At 69.0% G+C, this 22,275-nt stretch carries 22 protein-coding genes; 7 read left to right on the top strand and 15 right to left on the bottom strand.

The window, feature by feature from the left end:
• Positions 1-100 precede the first annotated feature (100 nt).
• From ACGFNK_RS20480 to ACGFNK_RS20435, 10 genes are all read right to left on the bottom strand, one after another.
• Positions 101-1,120: an ABC transporter permease gene (locus tag ACGFNK_RS20480; RefSeq protein ID WP_393417764.1), complete on the bottom strand. Its 1,020-nt coding sequence runs from the start codon at positions 1,118-1,120 to the stop codon at positions 101-103.
• On the bottom strand, positions 1,117-2,634 hold the full coding sequence (locus tag ACGFNK_RS20475; protein ID WP_393417762.1) for a sugar ABC transporter ATP-binding protein: 1,518 nt from the start codon (positions 2,632-2,634) through the stop codon (positions 1,117-1,119). The genes ACGFNK_RS20480 and ACGFNK_RS20475 overlap by 4 nt, the downstream gene beginning before the upstream one ends.
• 171 nt (positions 2,635-2,805) lie before the next feature.
• Positions 2,806-3,987, bottom strand: coding sequence for an ROK family transcriptional regulator (locus ACGFNK_RS20470; RefSeq protein WP_189326998.1), 1,182 nt, complete (start codon positions 3,985-3,987; stop codon positions 2,806-2,808).
• A gap of 199 nt (positions 3,988-4,186) precedes the next feature.
• On the bottom strand, positions 4,187-4,909 hold the full coding sequence (locus tag ACGFNK_RS20465) for a VOC family protein (RefSeq protein WP_393417760.1): 723 nt from the start codon (positions 4,907-4,909) through the stop codon (positions 4,187-4,189).
• Positions 4,910-5,073: 164 nt separating this feature from the next.
• Positions 5,074-5,751, bottom strand: coding sequence for a GntR family transcriptional regulator (locus tag ACGFNK_RS20460; protein ID WP_388680462.1), 678 nt, complete (start codon positions 5,749-5,751; stop codon positions 5,074-5,076).
• Positions 5,752-5,895: 144 nt separating this feature from the next.
• Positions 5,896-6,834 carry a beta-ketoacyl-ACP synthase III gene (locus tag ACGFNK_RS20455; RefSeq protein WP_393417758.1) on the bottom strand — a complete coding sequence of 313 codons (939 nt, stop codon included), beginning with the start codon at positions 6,832-6,834 and terminating at the stop codon, positions 5,896-5,898.
• Between the two features lie 135 nt (positions 6,835-6,969).
• Positions 6,970-7,125 carry a hypothetical protein gene (locus tag ACGFNK_RS20450; protein WP_393417756.1) on the bottom strand — a complete coding sequence of 52 codons (156 nt, stop codon included), beginning with the start codon at positions 7,123-7,125 and terminating at the stop codon, positions 6,970-6,972.
• Positions 7,097-8,425, bottom strand: a complete 1,329-nt coding sequence (locus tag ACGFNK_RS20445; protein WP_393417754.1) for an OFA family MFS transporter — start codon at positions 8,423-8,425, stop codon at positions 7,097-7,099. The genes ACGFNK_RS20450 and ACGFNK_RS20445 overlap by 29 nt, the downstream gene beginning before the upstream one ends.
• A 185-nt stretch (positions 8,426-8,610) precedes the next feature.
• On the bottom strand, positions 8,611-9,183 hold the full coding sequence (locus ACGFNK_RS20440) for a hypothetical protein (RefSeq protein ID WP_393417752.1): 573 nt from the start codon (positions 9,181-9,183) through the stop codon (positions 8,611-8,613).
• 57 nt (positions 9,184-9,240) lie between these two features.
• Positions 9,241-9,819 carry a cytochrome c oxidase assembly protein gene (locus ACGFNK_RS20435; RefSeq protein ID WP_393417750.1) on the bottom strand — a complete coding sequence of 193 codons (579 nt, stop codon included), beginning with the start codon at positions 9,817-9,819 and terminating at the stop codon, positions 9,241-9,243.
• Between the two features lie 156 nt (positions 9,820-9,975).
• On the opposite strand from ACGFNK_RS20435, the gene ACGFNK_RS20430 reads away from it, so the two are divergent.
• Together ACGFNK_RS20430 and ACGFNK_RS20425 are read left to right on the top strand one after the other, a co-directional pair.
• On the top strand, positions 9,976-10,521 hold the full coding sequence (locus tag ACGFNK_RS20430; RefSeq protein ID WP_393417748.1) for a DUF1360 domain-containing protein: 546 nt from the start codon (positions 9,976-9,978) through the stop codon (positions 10,519-10,521).
• A 170-nt stretch (positions 10,522-10,691) separates the two neighbouring features.
• Positions 10,692-11,147: an SPW repeat protein gene (locus ACGFNK_RS20425; RefSeq protein WP_393417746.1), complete on the top strand. Its 456-nt coding sequence runs from the start codon at positions 10,692-10,694 to the stop codon at positions 11,145-11,147.
• A gap of 198 nt (positions 11,148-11,345) precedes the next feature.
• Here ACGFNK_RS20425 and ACGFNK_RS20420 read toward each other — a convergent pair whose 3' ends face one another.
• From ACGFNK_RS20420 to ACGFNK_RS20400, 5 genes are all read right to left on the bottom strand, one after another.
• A complete protein-coding gene (locus tag ACGFNK_RS20420) occupies positions 11,346-11,720 on the bottom strand; it encodes a hypothetical protein (protein ID WP_393417744.1) in 375 nt (124 codons plus the stop codon).
• On the bottom strand, positions 11,717-13,429 hold the full coding sequence (gene ctaD / locus ACGFNK_RS20415) for a cytochrome c oxidase subunit I (protein WP_393417742.1): 1,713 nt from the start codon (positions 13,427-13,429) through the stop codon (positions 11,717-11,719). Before ctaD ends, ACGFNK_RS20420 begins: the two co-directional genes overlap by 4 nt.
• 449 nt (positions 13,430-13,878) lie before the next feature.
• Positions 13,879-14,067, bottom strand: a complete 189-nt coding sequence (locus ACGFNK_RS20410; RefSeq protein WP_393417740.1) for a hypothetical protein — start codon at positions 14,065-14,067, stop codon at positions 13,879-13,881.
• 91 nt (positions 14,068-14,158) lie between these two features.
• Positions 14,159-14,554, bottom strand: a complete 396-nt coding sequence (locus ACGFNK_RS20405) for a hypothetical protein (protein ID WP_393417738.1) — start codon at positions 14,552-14,554, stop codon at positions 14,159-14,161.
• Positions 14,555-14,619: 65 nt separating this feature from the next.
• Positions 14,620-15,255, bottom strand: a complete 636-nt coding sequence (locus ACGFNK_RS20400; protein ID WP_393417736.1) for a hypothetical protein — start codon at positions 15,253-15,255, stop codon at positions 14,620-14,622.
• Between the two features lie 340 nt (positions 15,256-15,595).
• Between ACGFNK_RS20400 and ACGFNK_RS20395 the strand changes: the two genes are divergently transcribed.
• From ACGFNK_RS20395 to fdhD, 5 genes are read left to right on the top strand one after another with little or no spacing between them, the layout of a single operon-like run.
• A complete protein-coding gene (locus ACGFNK_RS20395; RefSeq protein WP_386341424.1) occupies positions 15,596-16,567 on the top strand; it encodes a 2-dehydropantoate 2-reductase in 972 nt (323 codons plus the stop codon).
• A complete protein-coding gene (locus ACGFNK_RS20390) occupies positions 16,564-18,507 on the top strand; it encodes a molybdopterin oxidoreductase family protein (RefSeq protein WP_393417734.1) in 1,944 nt (647 codons plus the stop codon). Before ACGFNK_RS20395 ends, ACGFNK_RS20390 begins: the two co-directional genes overlap by 4 nt.
• Positions 18,508-18,511: 4 nt before the next feature.
• Positions 18,512-20,479, top strand: a complete 1,968-nt coding sequence (locus tag ACGFNK_RS20385; protein ID WP_393417732.1) for an NAD(P)H-dependent oxidoreductase subunit E — start codon at positions 18,512-18,514, stop codon at positions 20,477-20,479.
• 31 nt (positions 20,480-20,510) lie between these two features.
• Positions 20,511-21,371, top strand: a complete 861-nt coding sequence (locus ACGFNK_RS20380; protein WP_386341421.1) for a 2Fe-2S iron-sulfur cluster-binding protein — start codon at positions 20,511-20,513, stop codon at positions 21,369-21,371.
• 7 nt (positions 21,372-21,378) lie between these two features.
• Entirely contained in the window at positions 21,379-22,233 is an 855-nt protein-coding gene (gene fdhD, locus ACGFNK_RS20375; protein WP_393417730.1) for a formate dehydrogenase accessory sulfurtransferase FdhD, read from the top strand.
• The last annotated feature ends 42 nt before the right edge of the window (positions 22,234-22,275 follow it).

Raw genomic sequence — 22,275 nt, 5'->3', positions numbered from 1 at the left:
CCCTTCCGTGAAGGACGTGCGAAACGGCTCAAGTCGTGCTGGTGCTACGACCTCAGGTCGTGCTTCTGATACGGCGTCAGATCGCGCTTGTGATACGGCGTCAAGTCGTGTGCGCGGTACGGCGCTGGACGAGCACTGCGGCGACGATGATCGCGCCCTTGGCGATCTGCTGGACATCGCTCTGCAGGTTGTTCAAGGCGAAGATGTTGGTGATCGTGGTGAAGATCAGGACGCCGAGCACCGAGCCGGTGATGGTGCCGCGCCCGCCGCTGAGCAGCGTGCCGCCAATGATCGCGGCGGCGATGGCGTCGAGTTCGTACAGGTTGCCGTTGGTGTTCTGGCCCGAACCGGCCAGCACGACCAGCAGGAAGGCCGCGATGCCGCAGCACAGCCCGGAGAGCAGATACAGGTACAGCCGCTGCCGGCGTACGTCGATGCCCGCGAGCCGGGCCGCCTCCGCGTTGCCGCCGACGGCCACCGTGCGCCGCCCGAAGGTGGTGCGGTTGAGCAGCAGCCAGCCGATGACGGTGACCACCGCGAAGACCATGACCAGCGGCGGGATGCCCAGGATGTAGGCGTCGCGCCCGCCGAGGTCCAGCACGCTCTGGACCGTGACGACCTGGGTGTTTCCGTCGGTGATCTGCAGGGCGAGCCCGCGGGCCGAGGCGAGCATGGCAAGCGTCGCGATGAACGGGACCATGGCTCCGTACGCGATCAGCATGCCGTTCACCAGGCCGCAGCCCACGCCGACGATCACCGAGGTGAAGAGGATGCCGACGAAGCCGTACTCCTGGGTGGCCACCGTCGTGGCCCATACGGAGGCGAGCGCGACGATCGCGCCGACGGACAGGTCGATGCCGCCGGAAACGATGACGAAGGTCATGCCGACGGTGACGACACCGATGACCGAGGCCTGGGTGAGGACGAGTTGGAGGTTGCGGGTGTCGAGGAACTGGTCGGGCTTGGTGATGCCGCCGATGACGATCAGGGCGGCGAGTACGCCGAGCAGCGAGAGGGTGCGGACGTCGGCGCGGGCCGTGAGTGCCCGCCAGGGGCTGGGTCCCTCCACCGGCGACATTTTCGGGGTGTCATCCCGGGGCGGTGATGCGTGCTGCGTCATGACGCCGGAGTTCCTTCCATGACGAGGTCGAGTACACGGGGTTCGTCGAGCTCCCGGGCGGGCGCCGTGTGCACGACGTGGCCCTCGCGGAGCACCAGGACGCGGTCGGCGAGCCCGAGGACTTCGGGGACTTCGCTGGAGACCAGGAGCACGGCCAGGCCTTCGTCGGCGAGGCGGCGGATGACGGCGTACAGCTCGGCGCGGGCGCCGACGTCGACGCCACGGGTGGGCTCGTCGAGCAGCAGCACCCGGCAGCCGCGCAGCAGCCAGCGGGCCAGGACGGCCTTCTGCTGGTTGCCGCCGGAGAGGGTGCGCACGGGCACGGAGGGGTTGTCGGGGCGCAGCGACAGCTCGCGCGTGGCCTTCAGGGCCGCTTCTCGCTCGCCGCTCCGGTCCAGCCAACCCCCGTACGAGAAGCGGGACATGGAGGACACGGACACGTTCCGCGTGACGGACTCCAGCATCAGCAGGGCCTGCGCCTTGCGCTCCTCGGGGGCGAGTCCGAGTCCGGCGCGGACGGCGTCCCGTACGCTGCCCGGCTTCAACCGCCTTCCCTCGACGAGGACTTGTCCTGCGGTCGGCTTGCGCGCGCCGTAGATGGTCTCCAGGATCTCGGAGCGTCCGGAGCCGACGAGTCCGGCGAGGCCGACGATCTCGCCCGGCCGGAGGCTGAGGTCGAGGGGTGCGAACTCCCCTTCTCGAGCAAGGCCCTTGACCTCGAGTACCGGTTCCGGGAGCGCGTCGTGCACAGGCCGCTCGGGAAAGACGTACTCCACGTTCCGCCCCGTCATCAGCGCCACGACCTCGCTCGTCGGCGTCGACTTCGCGGGCAGCCCGCCGGCCACCGCGCGCCCGTCCTTGAGGACCGTGACGCGGTCGCCGATGCGGCGGATCTCCTCCAGGCGGTGCGAGATGTAGACGACGGCGACGCCGTCGTCGGTGAGGTCGCCGACGATGCGGAAGAGGTTGTCGACCTCGTCGGGGTCGAGTGCGGCGGACGGCTCGTCCATGACGATGAGGCGTACGTCGTGGGAGAGAGCCCGTGCCATGGAGACGATCTGCTGCTGGGCGGCGGACAAGTCACCGACGAGCCGGGCCGGGTCGATCTCGGGGTGACCAAGTCGCTTGAGCAGGGCGGTAGTCGAGGAGCGCGCACCTTTGCGTCGTACGACGAAACCGGCGGCCGTCGGCTCATGACCCAGGTAGACGTTCTCGGCCACCGACAGGCCCTCCACCAGGTCGAGTTCCTGGTAGATGGTGGCGATACCGAGGCGCATGGCCGCGATCGGCGAGCGGAGGGTGACGGGGTCGCCGCGCCAGCTGATGGTGCCGTCGTCGGGCTGGTGTGCGCCGGCCAGGACCTTGATGAGGGTGGACTTCCCGGCACCGTTCTGGCCGAGCAGACAGTGCACCTCGCCGGGCTGGACGTCGAGGTCGACGCCGTCGAGCGCGCGGACGCCGGGGAACGACTTGGTGATCCCGGACATGGTGAGCAGCGGTGGTTCGGATGCCATGACGGTTCCCCTTGGCGGGCGTGCGGGCCGGTTCAGGGCAGGGCGGGGTAGGGCAGGGGCGGTGCGGTGCGGGGTGCTGTGCTGGGGTGATGCCAGGGTGCTGTGTCGGAGCGGCGCGGGTGCTGTGCTGGTGGCTTTACGTGCGGCCCTGGTGGAGCGTGACGTGCTGCGTCAAGCGGGTGAGAACAGGTGGTCGCTGATGAGCCGGGCTGCGCCGATGACTCCGGCGGTGGGGCCCAACTCCCCTAGGACGATCGGGAGGTTGCCGGTCGCGAGGGGCAGCGACTGGCGGTAGACCTGGGTGCGGATAGCGGCGAGAAGGGTGTGGCCGAGGCCGGTCACCCCGCCGCCGATCACCACCAGGCCGGGGTTGAAGAAGCTGACGAGTCCGGCGATGACCTGGCCGGTGCGGAAGCCGCCCTCGCGGATCAGATCGAGCGCGGTGGTATCGCCCGCGACGGCCGCGGCGGCGACGTCGACGGCGCTTAGGCTGCCGTTCGTCTCCAGGCGGCTCGACAGTTCCGGCGACAGCCCCTGCTGGGCGGCTTCCGTGGCGTCGCGGGCAAGTGCGGCGCCGCTGAAGTGGGCTTCCAGGCAGCCCCGGTTGCCGCAGGCGCACTGGCGGCCGTCCGGTACCGCGAGGATGTGGCCGATGTCGCCGGCACTGCCCGTCGTACCGCGGTAGACCTCACCGCCGACGACGATGCCACAGCCGATACCGGTGCCGATCTTGACGCAGAGGAAGTCGCCCACGGAGCGTGCGACGCCCGCGTGCTGCTCCCCCATGGCCATCAGGTTCACGTCGTTGTCGACCATGACGGGGCAGCCGAGGTCCTGGCTCAGCGCCTCGCGCACCGGGAACCCGTCCCAGCCCGGCATGATCGGCGGGGCGACCGGGACACCCTCGGGGAAACGGACCGGTCCTGGTACGCCGATGCCGGCGCCGTCGAAACCTTCCGCGAGCCCCGAGGCCCTCAACTTCGCTGCCATGGACAGGACTTGCTCGAAGACCGCGACCGGGCCCTCGCGTACGTCCATGGGCTGGTTGATGTGTCCCAGCACTTCCAGCTCGGCGTTGGTGACGGCCACATCGATCGACGTCGCGCCGATGTCCACGCCGAGGAAGCGCAGAGCGGGCGCGAGCCGGATGTTGTGGGACCGGCGGCCACCGCGCGAGGCGGCGAGTCCGTCGGCCACCACGAGCCCCGTCTCCAGGAGCCGCTCGACCTCCACGGCCAGCTTGGACCGCGAGAGATCGACCCGGTCGCCCAGCTGGGCACGGGAGTTGGGCCCGTCGTCACGCAACAGCCTGAGCAGCCGCGCCTGGTGGGCGTTCGCGGGTCGCGCCGTCATACGTCTCACGAGCCCCTCCCCGCCTCATCGGCACAGCTTCGTCGTGCTTTCGAGGGGAACGTAGCAGCGGTTGCCGGGGGTGGGAAGAAGTTGAGCAGGAATTCGTGCCGACTTTTTCCACTCACAGGACAAAGAGTGGCCGACGGTGGCTCCGAGCCCACCCTGAGGAAGGCAGGGCCACCCACCCGGATCGCTCGCGTTATCGGGGCCTCAGCACACAGAACTCATGGCCATCGGGATCCGCCATCACCACCCAGGGGACCTCGCCCTGGCCGATGTCGATGCGAGTCGCCCCCAGGGAGACGAGGCGGTCGACCTCAGCCTGCTGATCGCCGTCGGCAGGGGGAGCGAGGTCGAAATGCAGCCGGTACTTTCCGGTCTTCGGCATCAGGGGCGGACCGCCCCACGTGACCTTCGGACCGCCGTGCGGCGAGCGGATCGCGGTCTCCTGGTCCTGGTCCCAGACCAACGGCCAGCCCAGAGCCTGGCTCCAGAAGTACCCGACCTCCTGCGAACCGTCGCATGCGAGCGCTCCGATGAAGCCGCAGTCGGCGAGGAAGGCGTTGCCCGGCGGAATGACGCAGAACTCATTGCCCTCGGGGTCGGCGAGCACCACATGCCCCTCCTCGGGACGCTGGCCGATGTCGATGTGACGGGCACCGAGTCCGAGCGCCCTCGCCACCGTCTGCTGCTGGTCCTGGAGGGACGTGCTCGTCAGATCGAAGTGCATCTGGTTCTGGCCGGTCTTCTGCTCCTGGCTCGGAAGGAACCGCATCCGGAACCCGGTGTCATCGCTCGGCAGGAGCACAATGCCCTCGGAAAGGTCGTCGGACATCTCCCAGCCGAGGAAGCCGGCCCAGAAGCGCGCGAGACGAAGCGGGTCGTTCGCATCGAAGCAGAGCGCGTGGAGGTGAGAAGTCATCCGCAAAGCTAAGGCGCCCGGGAACTGCCACGCAACGCGATTTCGGACGCGGCGACACACTCAGGCATCCCTGGCCGGGTACGGCCCTCAAGGTGATCCTCGGCCTCAACTACCGCAGCGCACCCGCGGGTTGGAGAAAAGGCTGTCGTCCGAACCGGAGCCGGTCAGGCTTTCTCGCGCGCGTGATACGTCCTGCGCGTGTGCTCCGTGTGAGCGCGCATGACCTCCGTCGCGCGCTGCTCGTCGCGGGCCGAGATCGCCGCGATGAGTTCGCGGTGTTCGATCCAGGACTGGTGGCCTCGCTGGCGGGCGACCGGCGTGTAGTACCAGCGGACCCGGCGGTCGACCTGCGCCGCCAGCTCCGCGAGGACCGCGTTGCCCGCCAGCTCCATGACCTTCGCGTGGAAGCGGGCGTTCATCGCGACCGCGCCGTCCACGTCGTCGGCGTCCACCGCCCGCTCACCCTCTGCGCACAGCTCCTCAAGGGCGCTGATGCCGGCACTGCCCGCGGCAGCCGCGGCGAGCCGGGCCGCCTCGGCCTCGAGGAGCGTACGGACCGTGAGGAGCTGGTCCGCCTCCTGCTCCGTCGGCTCGTGCACGAACGCGCCCTGCGCGGGCCGCAGATCGACCCAGCCCTCGGTGTTCAGCCGCTGCAAGGCCTCGCGCACGGGCTGCCGGGAGACCCCGAGATGCCCGGCGAGCTCGCTCTCGACCAGGTGCTGGCCGGGCTGCAGGGCGCGCGTCGTGATGAGTTCAAGGAGCGCCTCGTAAACACGATCCCTCAGCGGCCCCGGCCGTTCGAGCTTGGGTACCGCCCCCTGCGGCAGTCCTGTCGACAACATCGCGGTCCCCCTCCTGGGCAACGGCAGCGCGGTAGCCGGAAAGCCAGTGCAGCCAGTATCAATTGTCTTTCGTCTACAGTCTACGGCGCACAACAGCCAGGGCGAGGGGGAGTTGGGCTCGTCACACCACCACGAACCCGCACGTCATGGGCAGCGGACCACCTGTCCCGCGTACGACAGATTGCCGCCGAAGCCGAAGAGCAGCACCGGGTCGCCGGTGGAGATCTCGCCGTGTTCGACGAGCTTCGAGAAGGCGAGCGGGATGCTCGCCGCGGACGTGTTGCCGGACTCGGCGACATCGCGCGCGACGACGGCGTTCACGGCGCCGATCTTCTCGGCGAGCGGCTCGATGATGCGCAGGTTCGCCTGGTGCAGGACGACCGCGGCGAGGTCCTCCGGGGCCAGGCCCGCCCGCTCGCAGGCCTTGCGCGCGATGGGCGGGAGCTGGGTGGTGGCCCACCGGTAGACGCTCTGCCCCTCCTGCGCGAACCGCGAAGGCGTGCCCTCGATCCGTACCGCGTGCCCCATCTCGGGCACGGAACCCCACAGAACCGGCCCGATACCGGCCTCCTCCGAGGCCTCGACGACCGCGGCCCCCGCCCCGTCCCCGACGAGTACGCAGGTCGTACGGTCCGTCCAGTCCGCGACGTCGGACATCTTGTCGGCGCCGATGACGAGCACCCGGCTCGCGCCCCCGGCGCGTACGGCGTGGTCGGCGGTGGCCAGCGCATGCGTGAAGCCCGCGCAGACGACGTTGAGGTCCATCACGGCCGGGGACGGGATGCCGAGCCGGGCGGCGACCCGGGCGGCCATGTTCGGCGAGCGGTCGACCGCGGTGGAGGTCGCCACCAGGACCAGGTCGATGTCGTCGGGTGCGAGTCCGGCCGCCGCGAGGGCCTTGGCGGCGGCGTGCGCGGCCAGCTCGTCGACCGGTTCGTCGGGTCCGGCGATATGCCGTGTGCGGATGCCCACCCGGCTCCTGATCCACTCGTCGCTGGTGTCGACCAGACCCGCCAGGTCCTCGTTGGTGAGTACCTTGGCGGGCTGGTAGTGGCCGACGGCGGCGATGCGTGAGCCCCTCATGGGCGGTCCCCCTCGTTGCCTGGGTGTATGACCCACCAGTCTGTTCGGGTACTCACGGGTACGAGGGCAGGTGAAGCCACAGGAAAGCGGCGTCAGCCTTGTCGGCTTTTGTTGAACGCTTGGACACCCGAGCACTTACCCGGTGAACAGTTGCGTCGCCTTCCGCACCAGTTCGTACAGACCGTAGGCGAGCGGCCCACCCACCCACACCCAGGAGAAGGCGATCAGCCCCCGACGGCCGGGCGGAGTGTCGGCCGGTGTGCTAGGCGGACTGCTGTCGCTCGTGGACATCGGCGGCCTCCTTCGGGGCGGGGACGTGGTGGCGGGCATGGACGGGGCGTACGAGTTCGTTGGCGACGAAACCGATGGCCAGCAGCCCGATCATGATGATCAGCGACAGTCCGTACAGGGCCTCACCGGATTTGCCTGCTTCTTCCTGCCGGTCCGCGATCCAGTTGACGATCAGCGGTCCGAGGACTCCGGCGGTCGACCAGGCGGTGAGCAGCCGGCCGTGGATCGCGCCGACCTGGTAGGTACCGAAGAGGTCCTTCAGATAGGCGGGGATGGTCGCGAAGCCGCCTCCGTAGAAGGAGAGGATCACCAGCGCGCAGATGATGAACAGCGGCTTCGAAGAGTCCCCCACCCACGCGATCAGCGCGTACATCAGGGCGCCCGCGCCCAGGTACAGGCGGTAGATGTTCTTGCGTCCGACCAGGTCGGACGTCGACGACCAGACGATACGGCCCGCCATGTTGGCCGCCGAGAGCAGCGCGACGAAGCCGGCCGCCGCCGAAACCGAGACCGGCGTCGAGGTGTCCGCGAAGAAGTCCGTGATCATCGGGGCGGCCTTCTCCAGGATGCCGATGCCCGCGGTGACGTTCATGCAGAGGATGATCCACAGACACCAGAACTGCGGGGTGCGCACGGCGTTGCGCGCCGACACCTGCACGCCCTCGTAGGCACTCGGCCCGGAGGCCACCGGCTTTTCTGTGCGCGGCACGCGCACCAGGAGGACACCGAGCAGCATGAAGACGGCGTACGTCAGCCCGTGCACGAGGAAGGCGAGCGCGATACCGGAACTGTCGGAGCCGAACGACTCCAGCATCTGCGCGGACCACGGCGAGGCGATCAGCGCGCCGCCGCCGAAGCCCATGATGGCGATGCCGGTGGCCATGCCGGGCCTGTCCGGGAACCACTTGATGAGCGTCGAGACGGGCGAGATGTACCCGATGCCGAGACCGATCCCGCCGACGAAGCCATAGCCGAAGACGATCAGCCAGTACTGCTCGGTGGCGGCCCCCAGCGCCGACAGCAGGAAGCCGGACGAAAAGCAGCACAGGGCCACGGTCATCGCCCAGCGCGGCCCGTTCCGCTCGACGAGCGTGCCACCGAACGCTGCGGACAACCCGAGCATCACGATGCCCAGTTGGAACGGCAGCGCGCTCTGCGTACCGCTGAGGTCGAGCGCGGACTCCAGGGGCGGCTTGAACACGGACCAGGCATAGGCCTGACCGATGGAGAGATGGACCGAAAGGGCAGCCGGTGGAACCAGCCAGCGGCTCCAGCCGGGCGGGGCTATGGGTGGACTCATGATCCCGAACGATAGGAATCCGGCGCCCAGTTGGGAAGTCGGCTCACCCTAACTCGTCGACGGTATGCGATGAACGGTATGCCGGACGCGACGAACGGTCGTCGGGGGCTGACGGGAGGCATCCCCCTCGGTGTCGAGTCAGCGGGCGCCGGATTCGAGCAGGGCCTCGATCTGCTCGGGAGTGATCACGCGGGTGTGTCCTTCCCGGTGGTGGCTTGTGATGTCGCTGCCAGCAGTGGGGTGGGGGACAGCAGCGCCGTTGCGGCCCTGCCGTGCAGGGAATCCAACGTCTCGCTCTGCTGCCCCGCCCTTTGCAGCAGTTGCTCCAGCCGGTCGGAGTCCAGGCGTGAGTCCTGTGCCGCTACGGAGAGCAGGGCGCGCCAGAGCAACGCCTTGCCCTGTACCCCCAGCCGCAGTGCTTCGAGTTCGACCATCACGGTGAGGCCGGAGCGACGCAGCAGGCGCCCGTTGGGCTTCACACGCCCGATCTTCTCGCCCAGCCATGCCCCGTAGACCTTGTAGTGCTTCACGGGAACGTCGAGGTCTGCCAGGAGTCGCAGCAGTGCCTGCCGGTCCCGCGAGATCTCCGCCGCCAGGTTCTTCAGGTCGTCGCCGTATGGCGAATCTCCGTGCTCCTGGACCATGCGCCGGGCGAGCTCCACACCGGCCGTCGCCCCGGCCAGGTGATCATTGAGATAGATCTCCAGCCTTCTCTGCCGTGTCTGACCGTCGCCGGTACCTCGTGCTGTCACGTTCATGATTTCCCTCAGGGTCTCGAAGCTGTCGATGTTCACCGAGTGCCCCCGCTGAGTCAGTCAACCTCTGCCTCGAAGCTGCGTCTGGTCCGGTTTGTCCTGCCCGCACCACCGTGGACTGGCATGACCAGTCCACGCCATCGTGTCGGCCGTACGTTCGTGCCGCGACGGGTATCGAGTTCGACGCGTGCGACGGGCCCGGGCACGTCCACCGGCCGTGTACCAGCCCAACCCCAGCACCACGGCCAAGGCCGCCTCCACCACGTCGCCGCCGTAGTACATCCACTGGGCCCCGCTGTGCAGGTCGGCAGTGGTGAAGTCGGTGCCGGGTGGCGGGAGCGCGTACAGGGTCTTGGCCAGCACGCCGTGCGCGGCGCCGGCGGCCAGCAAGGTGGCACCGCGGACGGTGATACTCCAGCGGCGGCCCACCGGATCGAGCTGACACACGGCGAAGGCGAACAGCAGCCCGGCCGCGAGCATGTGCGCGTGCACCACGCCGTGCAGCACCGGCTGTTGTCGCGTGGCCTCGAACAGCTCTGTGCGGTAGAGCAGCCACAGGCCGCCCACATCCACGTCGCGGCACGTGCCGCCCTCACGGCTTCGTTTGACGTTCGCGCTGGTGGTGACCCGGCTGCTCATGGCTGCAATGCCTCCTCGTCGCCGGGGAAGCAGAGCCGGGTCCTTTTGACTGCTGAACCGTTTGGACGTGCTGCACGGCAGGTGGCTGGGGCACCCGGTGCATCCGCTCACGGTGCAGGGGCCGATCGGCCGCCGGAACCGGAATGGGGACAGCGCATGGACAGGCAAGCTGACAGCCGCTTCAGACGGAAGGCGCGCGGGCTGCTCCGCCGCGCTGCACGGGACTACTCGGCAGAGCACGAGCGGCCGTTGGGTGGCTATCTCGCCGCCATGGCGGGATTCGGCGCGTATACGGCGGCCTGGGCCACGGCGGTCCGGATCCGGGGGCGCCCGCTGCCCGACCGGCCCGAGCCCTGGGACGTGGTCCTGACCTCGGTGGCCACGTTCCGGCTCAGCAGACTACTGAGCAAGGGATCGGTGACCAGTCCGCTGCGGTCCCCCTTCACCAGGTACGTCAGTCCGCAGGGCCCGGCGGAACTGCACGAAGAGCCGCAACCCCACGGCGGCAAGGAGACCGTCGGCGAGCTGGTGACCTGTCCCTTCTGCACGAGCGTCTGGGTGACCTCCACTTTGACCGCCGGCCAGCTGCTCTGGCCACGCGCTACACGCGCCGCCATGGGCGCTCTCACCGCCCTGGCGGGGGCTGACGCGCTGCAACTGGCGTACAGCGCACTGGTGGACAAGACCACCGGCGGCGAGTGACGGGAGCGGAACCTGCTCACGGTTGGAACGGTCGCGTCCAGCGCTCCTGGCACGGCAGCGCCTTGCGGCCCTCGGACGGACAGAGCTGAAATGTGGGTACTCGCTGATTCGCATCCGGAAATCACGCAACCTCGGAGGTGGCAGGAATGACAACCTCTCCCGGATCATCCATGGAAACCCATCCCGACATCCTCGACATGCGCACGCGCCACGAGATGGCCGAGCGCGCGGCGACCACCCCCCAGGCGCAAGCCGTGGAGACGATGGCTCTCCTCACGGGCCTGTATCTGGCGGCGTCGCCGTGGATCGCGGGGTTCAACGGCTTCACGACACTGGCCGTCAACAACCTGATCGTCGGCATCGCCTATGCGGTCCTGATGAGCGGAGGCTTCGGGCGTGCTTACGAGCGCACGCACAGCATGGCGTGGGCGGCCTGCGCCCTGGGCGTGTGGACCATCATCGCCCCCTGGGTCGTGGCAGGTGACGTCACCTCTACGAGGTCCATCGTCAGCAACGTCATCGTGGGTACCGTGGCTCTGCTGCTGGGGCTGGCAGCCAGCGCCGCCGCCCGCCAAACCGACTCACGTCGGTCAACCGGCCGAAACCGCGGCATGCCGGCTGCCTAGAGGCCTGCCGGAGCCGGCTTGGCTTTATCAGGCGACCCCTGCGCCCCGCTCACCGGCAACGGGCGGGGAACCGAGCGCGGCTCCGGCGACACGCGTCCGACGACTGACGCTTCCTATGGACCGCCGGCCTCGGCGGTCCATACGGATGGGCGGGAGCCAGGGACCATCGGCGGGTTTCCGCGTGTACGGACTCAACTGTCAGCGGGAGAGCAGGCACGCCAGTGTGCTCACGCCTCCGGCGCAGGCGAGGACGGCGCAGGCACAGGCGGCGTGGCGTTTGAGCAGGTCGCGCCGGAGGTCGGCGTACCGGTCCTCGTACTCCTGCCGCAGCCGGCCGGCTCGCTCGACTACGTCGAGCAGCATCTGACGGCTGAGGCCGATGCGCTGGTGGACGTAGTGGCGGGTGAGATCCTCGGCTTGGGCGGCGGTCAGCCACGGCATGCGGGCGCAGAGGGATTCGGCCTCGCGGCGTGCCCGGTCGTGATGGACGTGGGCGAGCAGGTAGCCCTCGGCCTCGTCGGCCAGAACGCTGTCCCGGTCGCCGTGGGGTCCGCCGTGCGCTTCGTGGCTCATGGCCGTTCGCCGTTGTCACCGCCGGCGTCCAGGACGTCGCGCTTGCCGGTGAGCTCTCGCTCGTCGAGCTGTGCCAGGTCCGGATGGTGCAGGTCGAAGGCGGGGGATTCGGAGCGAATGCGCGGCAGGGTGACGAAGTTGTGGCGGGGCGGCGGGCAGGACGTGGCCCACTCCAGGGAGCGGCCGTATCCCCAGGGGTCGTCGACCTCGACCCGTTTGCCGCGTTGGGCGGTCTTCCAGACGTTGTAGAGGAAGGGCAGGGTGGACAGGCCGAGGAGGAAGGAGCCGATGGAGGAGACGGTGTTGAGTGCGGTGAACCCGTCGGCGGCGAGGTAGTCGACGTAGCGCCGGGGCATGCCCTCAGCACCGAGCCAGTGCTGGACGAGGAAAGTGGTGTGGAAGCCGACGAACAGCGTCCAGAAGTGGACCTTCTCGAGGCGCTGGTCGAGCATGGTGCCGGTCATCTTCGGCCACCAGAAGCTGAATCCGCCGAACATCGCGAAGACGATCGTGCCGAACAGCACGTAGTGGAAGTGCGCGATCACGAAGTAGCTGTCGGTGACGTGGAAGTCCATCGGCGGGGAGGCCAGGATCACTCCGGACAGGCCGCCGAAGAGGAACGTGACGAGGAAGCCGACCGCCCACAGCATCGGGGGTTCGAACGAGATCGAGCCCTTCCACATCGTGCCGATCCAGTTGAAGAACTTCACGCCGGTCGGTACGGCGATGAGAAAGCTCATGAAGGAGAAGAACGGCAACAGCACGGCACCGGTGGCGAACATGTGGTGGGCCCACACGGTCACGGACAGGCCGGTGATGGCGATGGTGGCGCCGACCAGGCCCATGTAGCCGAAGATCGGCTTACGGGAGAAGACCGGAAGGATCTCGGTGACCACGCCGAAGAACGGCAGGGCGAGGATGTAGACCTCGGGGTGGCCGAAGAACCAGAACAGGTGCTGCCACAGGATCGAACCGCCGTTCGCCGGGTCGAAGATGTGTGCGCCGAATTTCCGGTCCGCCTCCAGTGCGAGCAGCGCGGCGGCCAGGACGGGGAAGGCGAACAGGACCAGGACCGACGTGAGCAGCACGTTCCAGGTGAAGATCGGCATGCGGAACATGGTCATGCCGGGGGCGCGCATGCAGATGATGGTGGTGATGAAGTTGACCGCGCCGAGGATCGTGCCGAATCCGGCGAATGCCAGCCCCATGATCCACAGGTCACCGCCCACTTGAGGGGTGCGTTCCTCCCTGCTGAGCGGGGTGTAGGCGGTCCAGCCGAAGTCGGCGGCACCCTCGGGCGTCAGGAAGCTGCTGAGCACCGACAGCCCGCCGAACAGGAACAGCCAGTACGAGAGCATGTTCAGCCGCGGGAAGGCGACGTCCGGTGAGCCGATCTGCAAGGGCATGATCGCGTTGGCGAATCCGGCGAACGTGGGGGTGGCGAACAGCAACAGCATGATCGTGCCGTGCATGGTGAACGCCTGGTTGTACTGCTCGTTGGAGATGAGCTGCAGCCCCGGCCGGGCCAGCTCCGCCCTGATCGCCATCGCCAGCACCCCGCCGATCAGGAAGAACGCGAACGACGTGATCAGGTACAGGTGCCCGATCTTCTTGTGGTCGGTCGTGGTGATCCAGGTGACGATCACCTGCCCTGCGCCGCGGCGCTCCGCCGCCGGTACCGGAGCAACCGGTTCAGTATGTGTCGCCATGGATCCCTCAGTCGGCAGCAATCGGTGGTAGACGGGCGCAGCTGGGACAGCGGAGCCTTGCCCACCGGTTCGGACATGTCGCTGGGCAGGGCGTAACAAGCCCAGCGGAAACTAGTCCTGCCGGTTCGTCACCGCGCCTTGCAGCGGCCGTTTCAGGGCCGAATGGCTGACTGATTCGTCCATTCAACCTAGCGGGCTGGCTGGTTCCGCCTATTTGAGGACCAGGCGATCCGTACAGGCTGCTCGATTACGAGGGGCAGCCGTTTCCACCGGCGACGATGCTTCACCGCAACGCGCCCCACGATCTGCCGCCGTCGTCCACGACATCCAGGTCGGCCGTGTACGTCAGCCCGTGCCGATGCAGGGAGGGGCCGCCCTCCGCACAGACTGACGTGCACGGCCGGAAACCCGCTTCCACCGTGGTGACCGGACAATCCCGCACTGCCGCATCACGGTCCTGACCAGCCGCTCTCCCACTCCGCGTCCCGCTCCCCGGCTTCCTCGCCCTCGCGGTCCCCCGCCGCCTGCGAAGGTGTCGTCCGCGGCACCTCGCGACGACCGGCCTCCTCCGGCTCGAGGTCCGTCGCGGTGTCGTCCTGCCGGTCGCCCTCTGCCCGGGACGGGGTCTGCTCACTCATCATCGGCCTTCCCGGCGCGAACGCCGTGTCATGTTTCGGGTGTGCTCGGCGCACCTTGCCGTCCTTTGGGTGACGGTGGGGCCCGCGTTCGTCACTCCTGACGTTCCCCGTGTTTCGTGCCGGGGGCGGAGCGCAGCCAGGCGGCGATCCATCCGGTCTGCATCGCGGCGTCGAGGAGGTAGGTGGGCCGGATCCGGCCTTTGGGTACGTAGATCAGGTCGATGGCCAGCAAGGTCGAGGCGGTGCCGAGACCGATGCGGCGGGCATGGGACGCGCTCTGCGGCGACCGAGCCGCCGCGAGCTGGGCGACGCCGGCCGAGACCAGCAGGCCGCCCGTCGTCATCTGCAGCCACACGTCGGTCTTCGGCCCGAAGACCCACTCGAAGCTACGCAGATGCAGTAACGGCCACAGACCGCCCACGACGTTGAACGCGCCCTGCGCCACCCCGACCGTCTCCGCGGGAGCCGGAGCTTTCGACTTGCCCATGGGCCACCCTTCCGCTCCCTTCGCAGGCCGGCCGGGTACCCCCGCGACCCGCCAGGAAACGAAGGTCACGGGCCCAGCTCCACCGTCGTCGTGACCCGCGTGAGGGTGGGTTTCCTGGGCACCGAACCGAACCCGAAGCGCACGGGCGGTTCGACAGGCGCCATGACACCGAGGTCGTGGCCCTCGAAGACCGCCGACACCACGCCGACCGGCCGCATGTCCCGCACGCCGTACCACTCGCGGCGGCCCACGCCGGCACGGCCGCGGGTGCGCACATGGGTGGGCATCAAGTGGGCGGGCCAGTTGCTCAGCGCGGCCCATGCGGGGCGGGCGGCGAGTGCCTCGGGTACGGCCCGCAGCATGAGCCCGGGGACGCCTCGGCGGCCGGTGGTGAAGCGCACGTCGAGTGGGCCTGCGGTGACGGTCCAGGTGTCGTCCGCGACGCTCACGTCGACCGGCACGACGCGCACCGTGTCGAAGGTGTAGGTGCCGCCGACGAAGTCCGCCGTCCGGTGGGAGGGGGCCAGCAGCAGCCGTTCCCCGTCGGCCCGCTCGATCATCACGTCGCTGAACGGCCCGAACGGCGACCGCTGCCAGTGCCCCAGCACGAGGCGCGTTCCAGAGGAGGTACCGATGCCTGCGATCCAGCCGTCGAAGCGCAGCCGCGGGCGCCGTCCGGGTGTGCCGCGCGTGCGGCTCACGGTCCTACTCCCCCGCACCGGGCCGGCGTCGGGACACACGGCTTGGAGGCCCCGAGCCGCACATGCCGGACTCCCTCTCTGCTCCGCTCCGTACGCGACCACACACGGCGAGTCTCCCGCTGTGGCCGCCGGAAACGCGGAGGGCCAGCGGGCGAGGCCGAGCCCCCGCGTACGCAGGTGGTGGTATCGCCGAAGCAGCCGGGGCCCTCTCTCAAGGCTGTCCCAGGTAGTGCGCGAACCCTTGCTGGGCCAACTCCCATACTGTAGACAATATTCCGTCGACAGATTTCGACACCACAGTCACCTCCGCGGTATCCCTCGACCGAACGGAGACCCTCAAGTGAAAGTGGCAGTTCTCGGCGCCGGTGCGATCGGCGCCTACGTCGGTGCCGCGCTGCATCGCGCGGGCGCCGATGTGCATCTCATCGCCCGTGGACCGCATCTGGCGGCCATGAGGCAGCACGGAGTGCAAGTGCTCAGCCCGCGCGGGGACTTCACCGCTCGGGCGCACGTCACCGACGACCCGGCCGAGGTCGGCCCCGCCGACTTCGTCTTCCTGGGTCTGAAGGCCAACTCGTACGCGGCGTGCGGGCCGCTGATCGAGCCGCTCCTTCATGGCACGACGGCGGTGGTCGCCGCCCAGAACGGCATTCCCTGGTGGTACTTCCACCGGCATGGCGGCCCGTACGACGGCCATCGTGTGGAGAGCGTGGACCCGGACGGCGCGGTCAGTGCGGTGCTCGCGCCCGAACGGGCCGTCGGGTGCGTGGTGTATGCCGCAACGGAGCTGGCAGGACCGGGAGTTGTACGCCATCTCGAAGGCACCCGATTCTCCATCGGCGAACCCGACCGCTCGGTGTCGGCGCGGTGCACCGCGTTCAGCGAGGCCATGCGGGCGGGCGGGCTCAAGTGCCCGATCGAGCCGGACCTGCGCAACGACGTCTGGCTCAAGCTGCTCGGCAACATCTCCTTCAACCCGATCAGCGCCCTCGCGCGCGCGACCATGCGGCAGATGTGCCTGCACGGCGGCACTCGCAAGGTCATCGAGATCATGATGACCGAGACGCTCGCGGTCGCCCGGGCGCTGGGCTGCGAGGTCGGGGTCTCCATCGAACGGCGGCTGGCCGGCGCCGAGCGCGTCGGCGATCACCGCACCTCGACCCTTCAGGACCTGGAGCGCGGCAAACCGCTCGAGCTCGACGTACTCCTCGCCGCCGTCGTCGAGTTGGCGGAGATCACCGGGGTCGAGGTGCCGACGCTCCGCACCGTCCACGCCATCTCGGATCTGCTCGCATTGAGGACCGCCGCATGAGCCGCATGAGCCGTACCAACAAACGCGACCGAACTCCCAAGACGTACACCCGACTTACGCACCCCCTCGTCCGTGACTCCCGCGACGAGCCCTTTCGGCGCGCCAGTTGGGACGAGGCGCTGGACCGCGCCGCCCGCGGGCTCTCCGCCGCCCGTGGTGCGTTCGGAATGTTCTCCTGCGCCCGCGCGACCAACGAAATGAACTACGTGGCACAGAAGTTCGCGCGCGTCGTCATGGGCACCAACAACGTCGACTCCTGCAACCGCACCTGCCACGCTCCGAGCGTCGCCGGCCTCTCGGCCGCATTCGGCTCGGGCGGCGGGACGTCGTCGTACGAGGAGGTCGAGCACACCGACCTCATCGTGATGTGGGGCTCCAACGCCCGTTTCGCACACCCGATCTTCTTCCAGCATGTCCTGAAGGGGATCAGGAACGGCGCCCGGATGTACGCCGTCGACCCGCGCCGGACGTCGACCGCCGAGTGGGCCGAGAGCTGGCTCGGACTGAACGTCGGTACGGACATCCCGATGGCCCACGCGATCGGCCGCGAGATCATCCACGCGGGGCTGGCGAACGAGGCCTTCATCGAGCGGGCGACCACCGGTTTCGAGGAGTACAAGCAACTCGTCGAGCCCTGGACGCTCTCGCTCGCCGAGAAGGTGACGGGCGTACCGGCCGCCGCGATACGGGAGTTGGCGCACGCGTACGCCCGCGCCGAGCGCGCCCAGCTGTGCTGGACCCTCGGCATCACCGAGCACCACAACGGCACGGACAACGTACGCGCGCTCATCAACCTGTCCCTGCTGACGGGTCATGTGGGGCGTTACGGCTCGGGGTTGCAGCCCTTGCGCGGCCAGAACAACGTGCAGGGCGGGGGTGACATGGGGGCGATTCCGAATCGGCTGCCCGGCTTCCAGGACATCCTGAATCCGGACATCCGGCTGAAGTTCGAGTCCGCCTGGGACACGGTCATCCAGCCGCACTACGGGCTGAACCTGACGGAGATGTTCGAGGCGATGGAGGAGGGCGCGCTCAAGGCCGTCTACTGCATCGGCGAGAACCCCGCCCAGTCCGAGGCAGACACCGAGCAGGCCATACGGCGCCTCAAGGCCCTGGACTTCCTCGTCGTGCAGGACATCTTCCTCACGAAGACCGCCGAGCTGGCGGACGTGGTGCTGCCCGCGACCGCCGGGTGGGCCGAGACGGACGGCACAACGACCAACAGCGAGCGGCGAGTTCAGCGCGTACGGGCAGCCGTCACTCCACCCGGCGAGGCCCGCGAGGACATCGACATCATCTGCGGGCTGGCCGCCCGGCTCGGCCACGAGTGGAAGTACGCGGACTCCGAAACCGTATGGAACGAGCTGCGGTCGGTTTCGCCGGACCACTACGGGATGACGTACGAGCGCCTGGAGGAACACCAGGGCATCCAGTGGCCGTGCCCGGACACGGACCGGCTCGAACCGACGTACCTGCACGGGCGGTTGTGGGATGCGGATCCGGCCCGCCGCGGCCGTCTCGCGCCCTTCGGGCTCGTCCAGCACGATCCGCCCGTCGATCTGACGGACGAGGAGTACCCGATCCGTCTGACCACCGGGCGGCGGCTCGACTCGTACAACACCGGTGTGCAGAGCGGCGGTTTCGCGTCGCCGCTGCGGCGCGGGGAGTACGTCGAGCTGTGTCCGGAGGACGCGGAGCGCTACGGGGTCGTGGTGGGCGAAGAGGTCCAGGTGTCGTCCCGGCGCGGTGCGGTGGTGGCGCCGGTGTGGGTCGATCCGGCACTGCGGCCCGGGCTGGCATTCATGACCATGCATTTTCCCGACGAGGTGGACACCAACCAGCTGACGATCGAGGCCAACTGCCCGATCGCGGGGACCGCGGAGTTCAAGGCGTCGGCGATCCGGATCGAGAAGCTTCCGGTTGCGACTCAAGTGAGGTGATCTGGTGGATCTGCACTTCGGTGACAGCAAGCCCACGGACGAGGAACGGGCGGCGGTCGATGCGCTGCTCGGGCCTCCGGAGTCGTCGTGGGAGGGCGCGGACCGGTCCGACGCCGACCTGAGGTGGGCACGTGGGGGCCGTGCGGCGCGGGATCGTCGTGACCTGCTGTTGCCGGGGTTGCACGCGATCAATGATCGCGTGGGGTGGATCAGCGAGGGTGCGCTGGATTACCTGTGCCGCCGGTTGACTGTGCCGCCGGCGGAGGCGTACGGGGTGGCCACGTTCTACGCCATGTTCTCGGTGAAGCCGCGGCCCGCGACGGTGCTGCACGTGTGCACCGACCTCGCGTGCGTGGGGGCGGGGGCGGCGGAGTTGTGCGCGGGGGTCGAGGCGCGGCTGGGGCTCGGGAGCGGGGTTTCCGTGGAGCGGAGTCCGTGTCTGGGGTTGTGTGAGCGGGCGCCGGCGGCGTTGGTGGTGCGGGCGGGGGCGCCTGCGGCGGGCTTTTTCCCTACCCCGCCCCTTCCCGAAACTGGGGCTCCGCGCCAGACCCCGCCGGGGGCGCTGCCCCCGGACCCCCGCTCCCCAATCGCCGGAGGGGCTGATTTTTCAGCCCGTCCGGCGACCGCCGCAGGCCTGCGGGCCACCGCCGTAGCCGCCCCCGCCACCGTCGAGTCCACCGTCCTCGCAGCCACCTCCCCCGGCGCCGCACCTGACGAGCCCCCCGCGTCAACAGCCGTCCCCCAGTCCGGCGACCCGTCACTGCGCCTCCTCCACCGCATCGGAGCGGCCGACCCCACCTCCCTGGACGACTACCGCGCCCACAACGGCTACACCGCCCTCCGAAGGGCCTTCACCCTCGGCCCCGCCGGCGTCATCCGCGAAGTCACCGACGCGGGCCTCGTCGGCCGAGGCGGCGCCGCCTTCCCCACCGGCCGCAAATGGCAGGCCACGGCCTCCCAGCCCGACCACCCTCACTACCTCGTCTGCAACGCCGACGAATCCGAACCGGGCACCTTCAAGGACCGCGTGATCATGGAGGGCGACCCCTACTCCCTCGTGGAGGCGATGACGATCGCGGCGTACGCGATCGGCGCGCACAAGGGCTACCTGTACCTGCGTGGCGAGTACCCACGCGCCCTCGAGCGCATGGAGCACGCCATCGGTCAGGCACGCGCGCGTGGCCTGCTCGGCGACGACATCCTCGGCCAGGGCTACGCCTTCGACATCGAGATCCGCCGCGGCGCGGGGGCATACATCTGCGGTGAGGAGACCGCCCTTTTCAACTCCATCGAGGGCTACAGAGGAGAGCCCCGCTCGAAACCGCCCTTCCCCGTAGAGAAGGGTTTGTTCGGCAAACCCACTGCCGAGAACAACGTCGAGACACTGGTCAACGTGCTGCCGATCCTCACGATGGGGGCCGAGGCGTACGCGGCGATCGGCACCGGGAAATCCACCGGCCCCAAGCTGTTCTGCGTATCGGGAAGCGTGGACCGCCCCGGTATCTACGAGCTCCCGTTCGGCGCGACACTGGGCGAACTGCTGGACTTGGCAGGCGTACGTGAACGACTGCGCGCCGTCCTCCTCGGCGGCGCTGCCGGCGGCTTCGTACGCCCTGACGAGCTGGACATCCCTCTCACCTTCGAGGGCACGAGGGAGGCGGGAACGACGCTCGGCTCGGGAGTCGTGATGGCTTTCGACGACACCGTTCCCCTCCCCCGCCTCCTGCTCCGTATCGCAGAGTTCTTCCGCGACGAGTCGTGCGGTCAGTGCGTGCCATGCCGGGTCGGGACCGTGCGCCAGGAGGAGGCCCTGCACCGCATCGTCGAGCGCACCGGCACGGACGCGGCCGGCGACATCGCCCTGCTCCGGGAGGTCGGCCGCGCCATGCGGGACGCCTCGATCTGCGGTCTCGGACAGACCGCGTGGAACGCCGTGGAATCCGCCATCGACCGCTTGGGGGCGTACGAATGACCGCGACCTGCCGCAGCACAGGAGCCGCCGTATGACCGTGACGCCGCTGGGGATCCCCCGTCGTCTGCTGGAGTTCACCATCGACGGCGAGGAGGCCAGGGTCCCGGAGGGCTCCACCATCCTCGACGCCTGCCGGGCCGCCGGGAAGGACATCCCGACTCTCTGCCAGGGCGACACCCTCACCCCCAAGAATGCCTGCCGCGTCTGCGTCGTGGAGGTGGCGGGCTCCCGCACCCTGGTCCCGGCCTGTTCCCGCAGGGCCGAGCCCGGTATGGAGGTGCGGACCGACACCGAACGCGCCCGCCACAGCCGCAAGATCGTCCTCGAACTCCTCGCCTCCTCGGTCGACTTGTCGACCACACCCCAGGTCGCCGAGTGGCTCAAGGAGTACGAGGCCAAGCCGGACCGTTTCGGCCCGGACGCGGCCCGGCTGAATGAACAACCAAAGATCGACAATGACCTCTACGTCCGCGACTACGACAAGTGCATCCTCTGCTACAAGTGCGTCGACGCCTGCGGCGACCAGTGGCAGAACACCTTCGCGATCTCCGTCGCCGGGCGCGGCTTCGACGCCCGTATCGCGGTCGAGCACGACGCCCCGCTCACCGACTCCGCCTGCGTGTACTGCGGCAACTGCATCGAGGTGTGCCCGACGGGAGCGCTCAGCTTCAAATCGGAGTTCGACATGCGGGCGGCGGGTACGTGGGACGAGTCGGCACAGAGCGAGACGACCACGGTGTGCGCGTACTGCGGAGTCGGCTGCAATCTGACCCTGCACGTGCAGGACAATGAAATCGTGAAGGTCACCTCGCCGCACGACAACCCGGTGACCCACGGCAATCTCTGCATCAAGGGCCGTTTCGGCTACCAGCACGTACAGAACCGGGGCTGATCAGAACATGGGACGAGTCACGGAACGACGCAAGGTGATCCGTATCCGGGACGGGGTGGTCTCGTCCCGCCCGGACACGCTCGTCGCCGAGGAACCCCTGGAGATCCGGCTGAACGGCAAGCCGCTGGCGATCACGATGCGTACTCCGGGGGATGACTTCGCGCTGGCGGCGGGGTTCCTGGTCAGCGAGGGCGTGCTGGGCGATCAGCAAGAGCTGCAGAACATCGTTTACTGCGCGGGCGCGACGGTGGACGGCTCGAACACGTACAACATCGTCGACGTGAAGACCGCCTCCGGCGTCGTCATCCCCGACATCACCCTTGAACGCAACGTCTACACGACGTCCTCCTGCGGCCTGTGCGGCAAGGCGAGCCTCGACGCCGTCCGTACGACGGCACGGTGGGCCATCGACGACGGCGAAGCCGCCCCGGTCCGGCTCGAACCCGAGCTGCTCGCGAGTCTCCCCGACCGGCTGCGCGCATCCCAGCGGGTCTTCGACCGGACCGGGGGTCTGCACGCGGCGGCCCTGTTCACGGAGGACGGAGAGCTGCTCGACATCCGCGAGGACGTGGGCCGTCACAACGCGGTCGACAAGCTGGTCGGCCGCGCCCTCCAGAACGGCATGCTTCCGCTCTCCCGCACGATCCTGCTCGTCTCGGGCCGGGCCTCCTTCGAGCTCGCCCAGAAGGCGGTGATGGCGGGCATACCCGTCCTGGCCGCGGTCTCGGCGCCCTCGTCCCTCGCGGTGGACCTGGCGGCGGAGTCGGATCTGACCCTCGTCGGCTTCCTCAGGGGCGCCTCCATGAACGTGTACGCGGGCGAACACCGGATCGCCCTGCGGACCGCGGCCGCCCACGGCTGACCGGCTCCCCGCGACACGGCGGCGGGGCCCCGACCGGCGGGG

The sequence above is a fragment of the Streptomyces sp. NPDC048825 genome (genome assembly GCF_043198355.1).
Taxonomy (GTDB): Bacteria; Actinomycetota; Actinomycetes; order Streptomycetales; family Streptomycetaceae; genus Streptomyces; species Streptomyces xiangluensis.
This window is presented reverse-complemented; position numbering and strand designations above follow the sequence as displayed.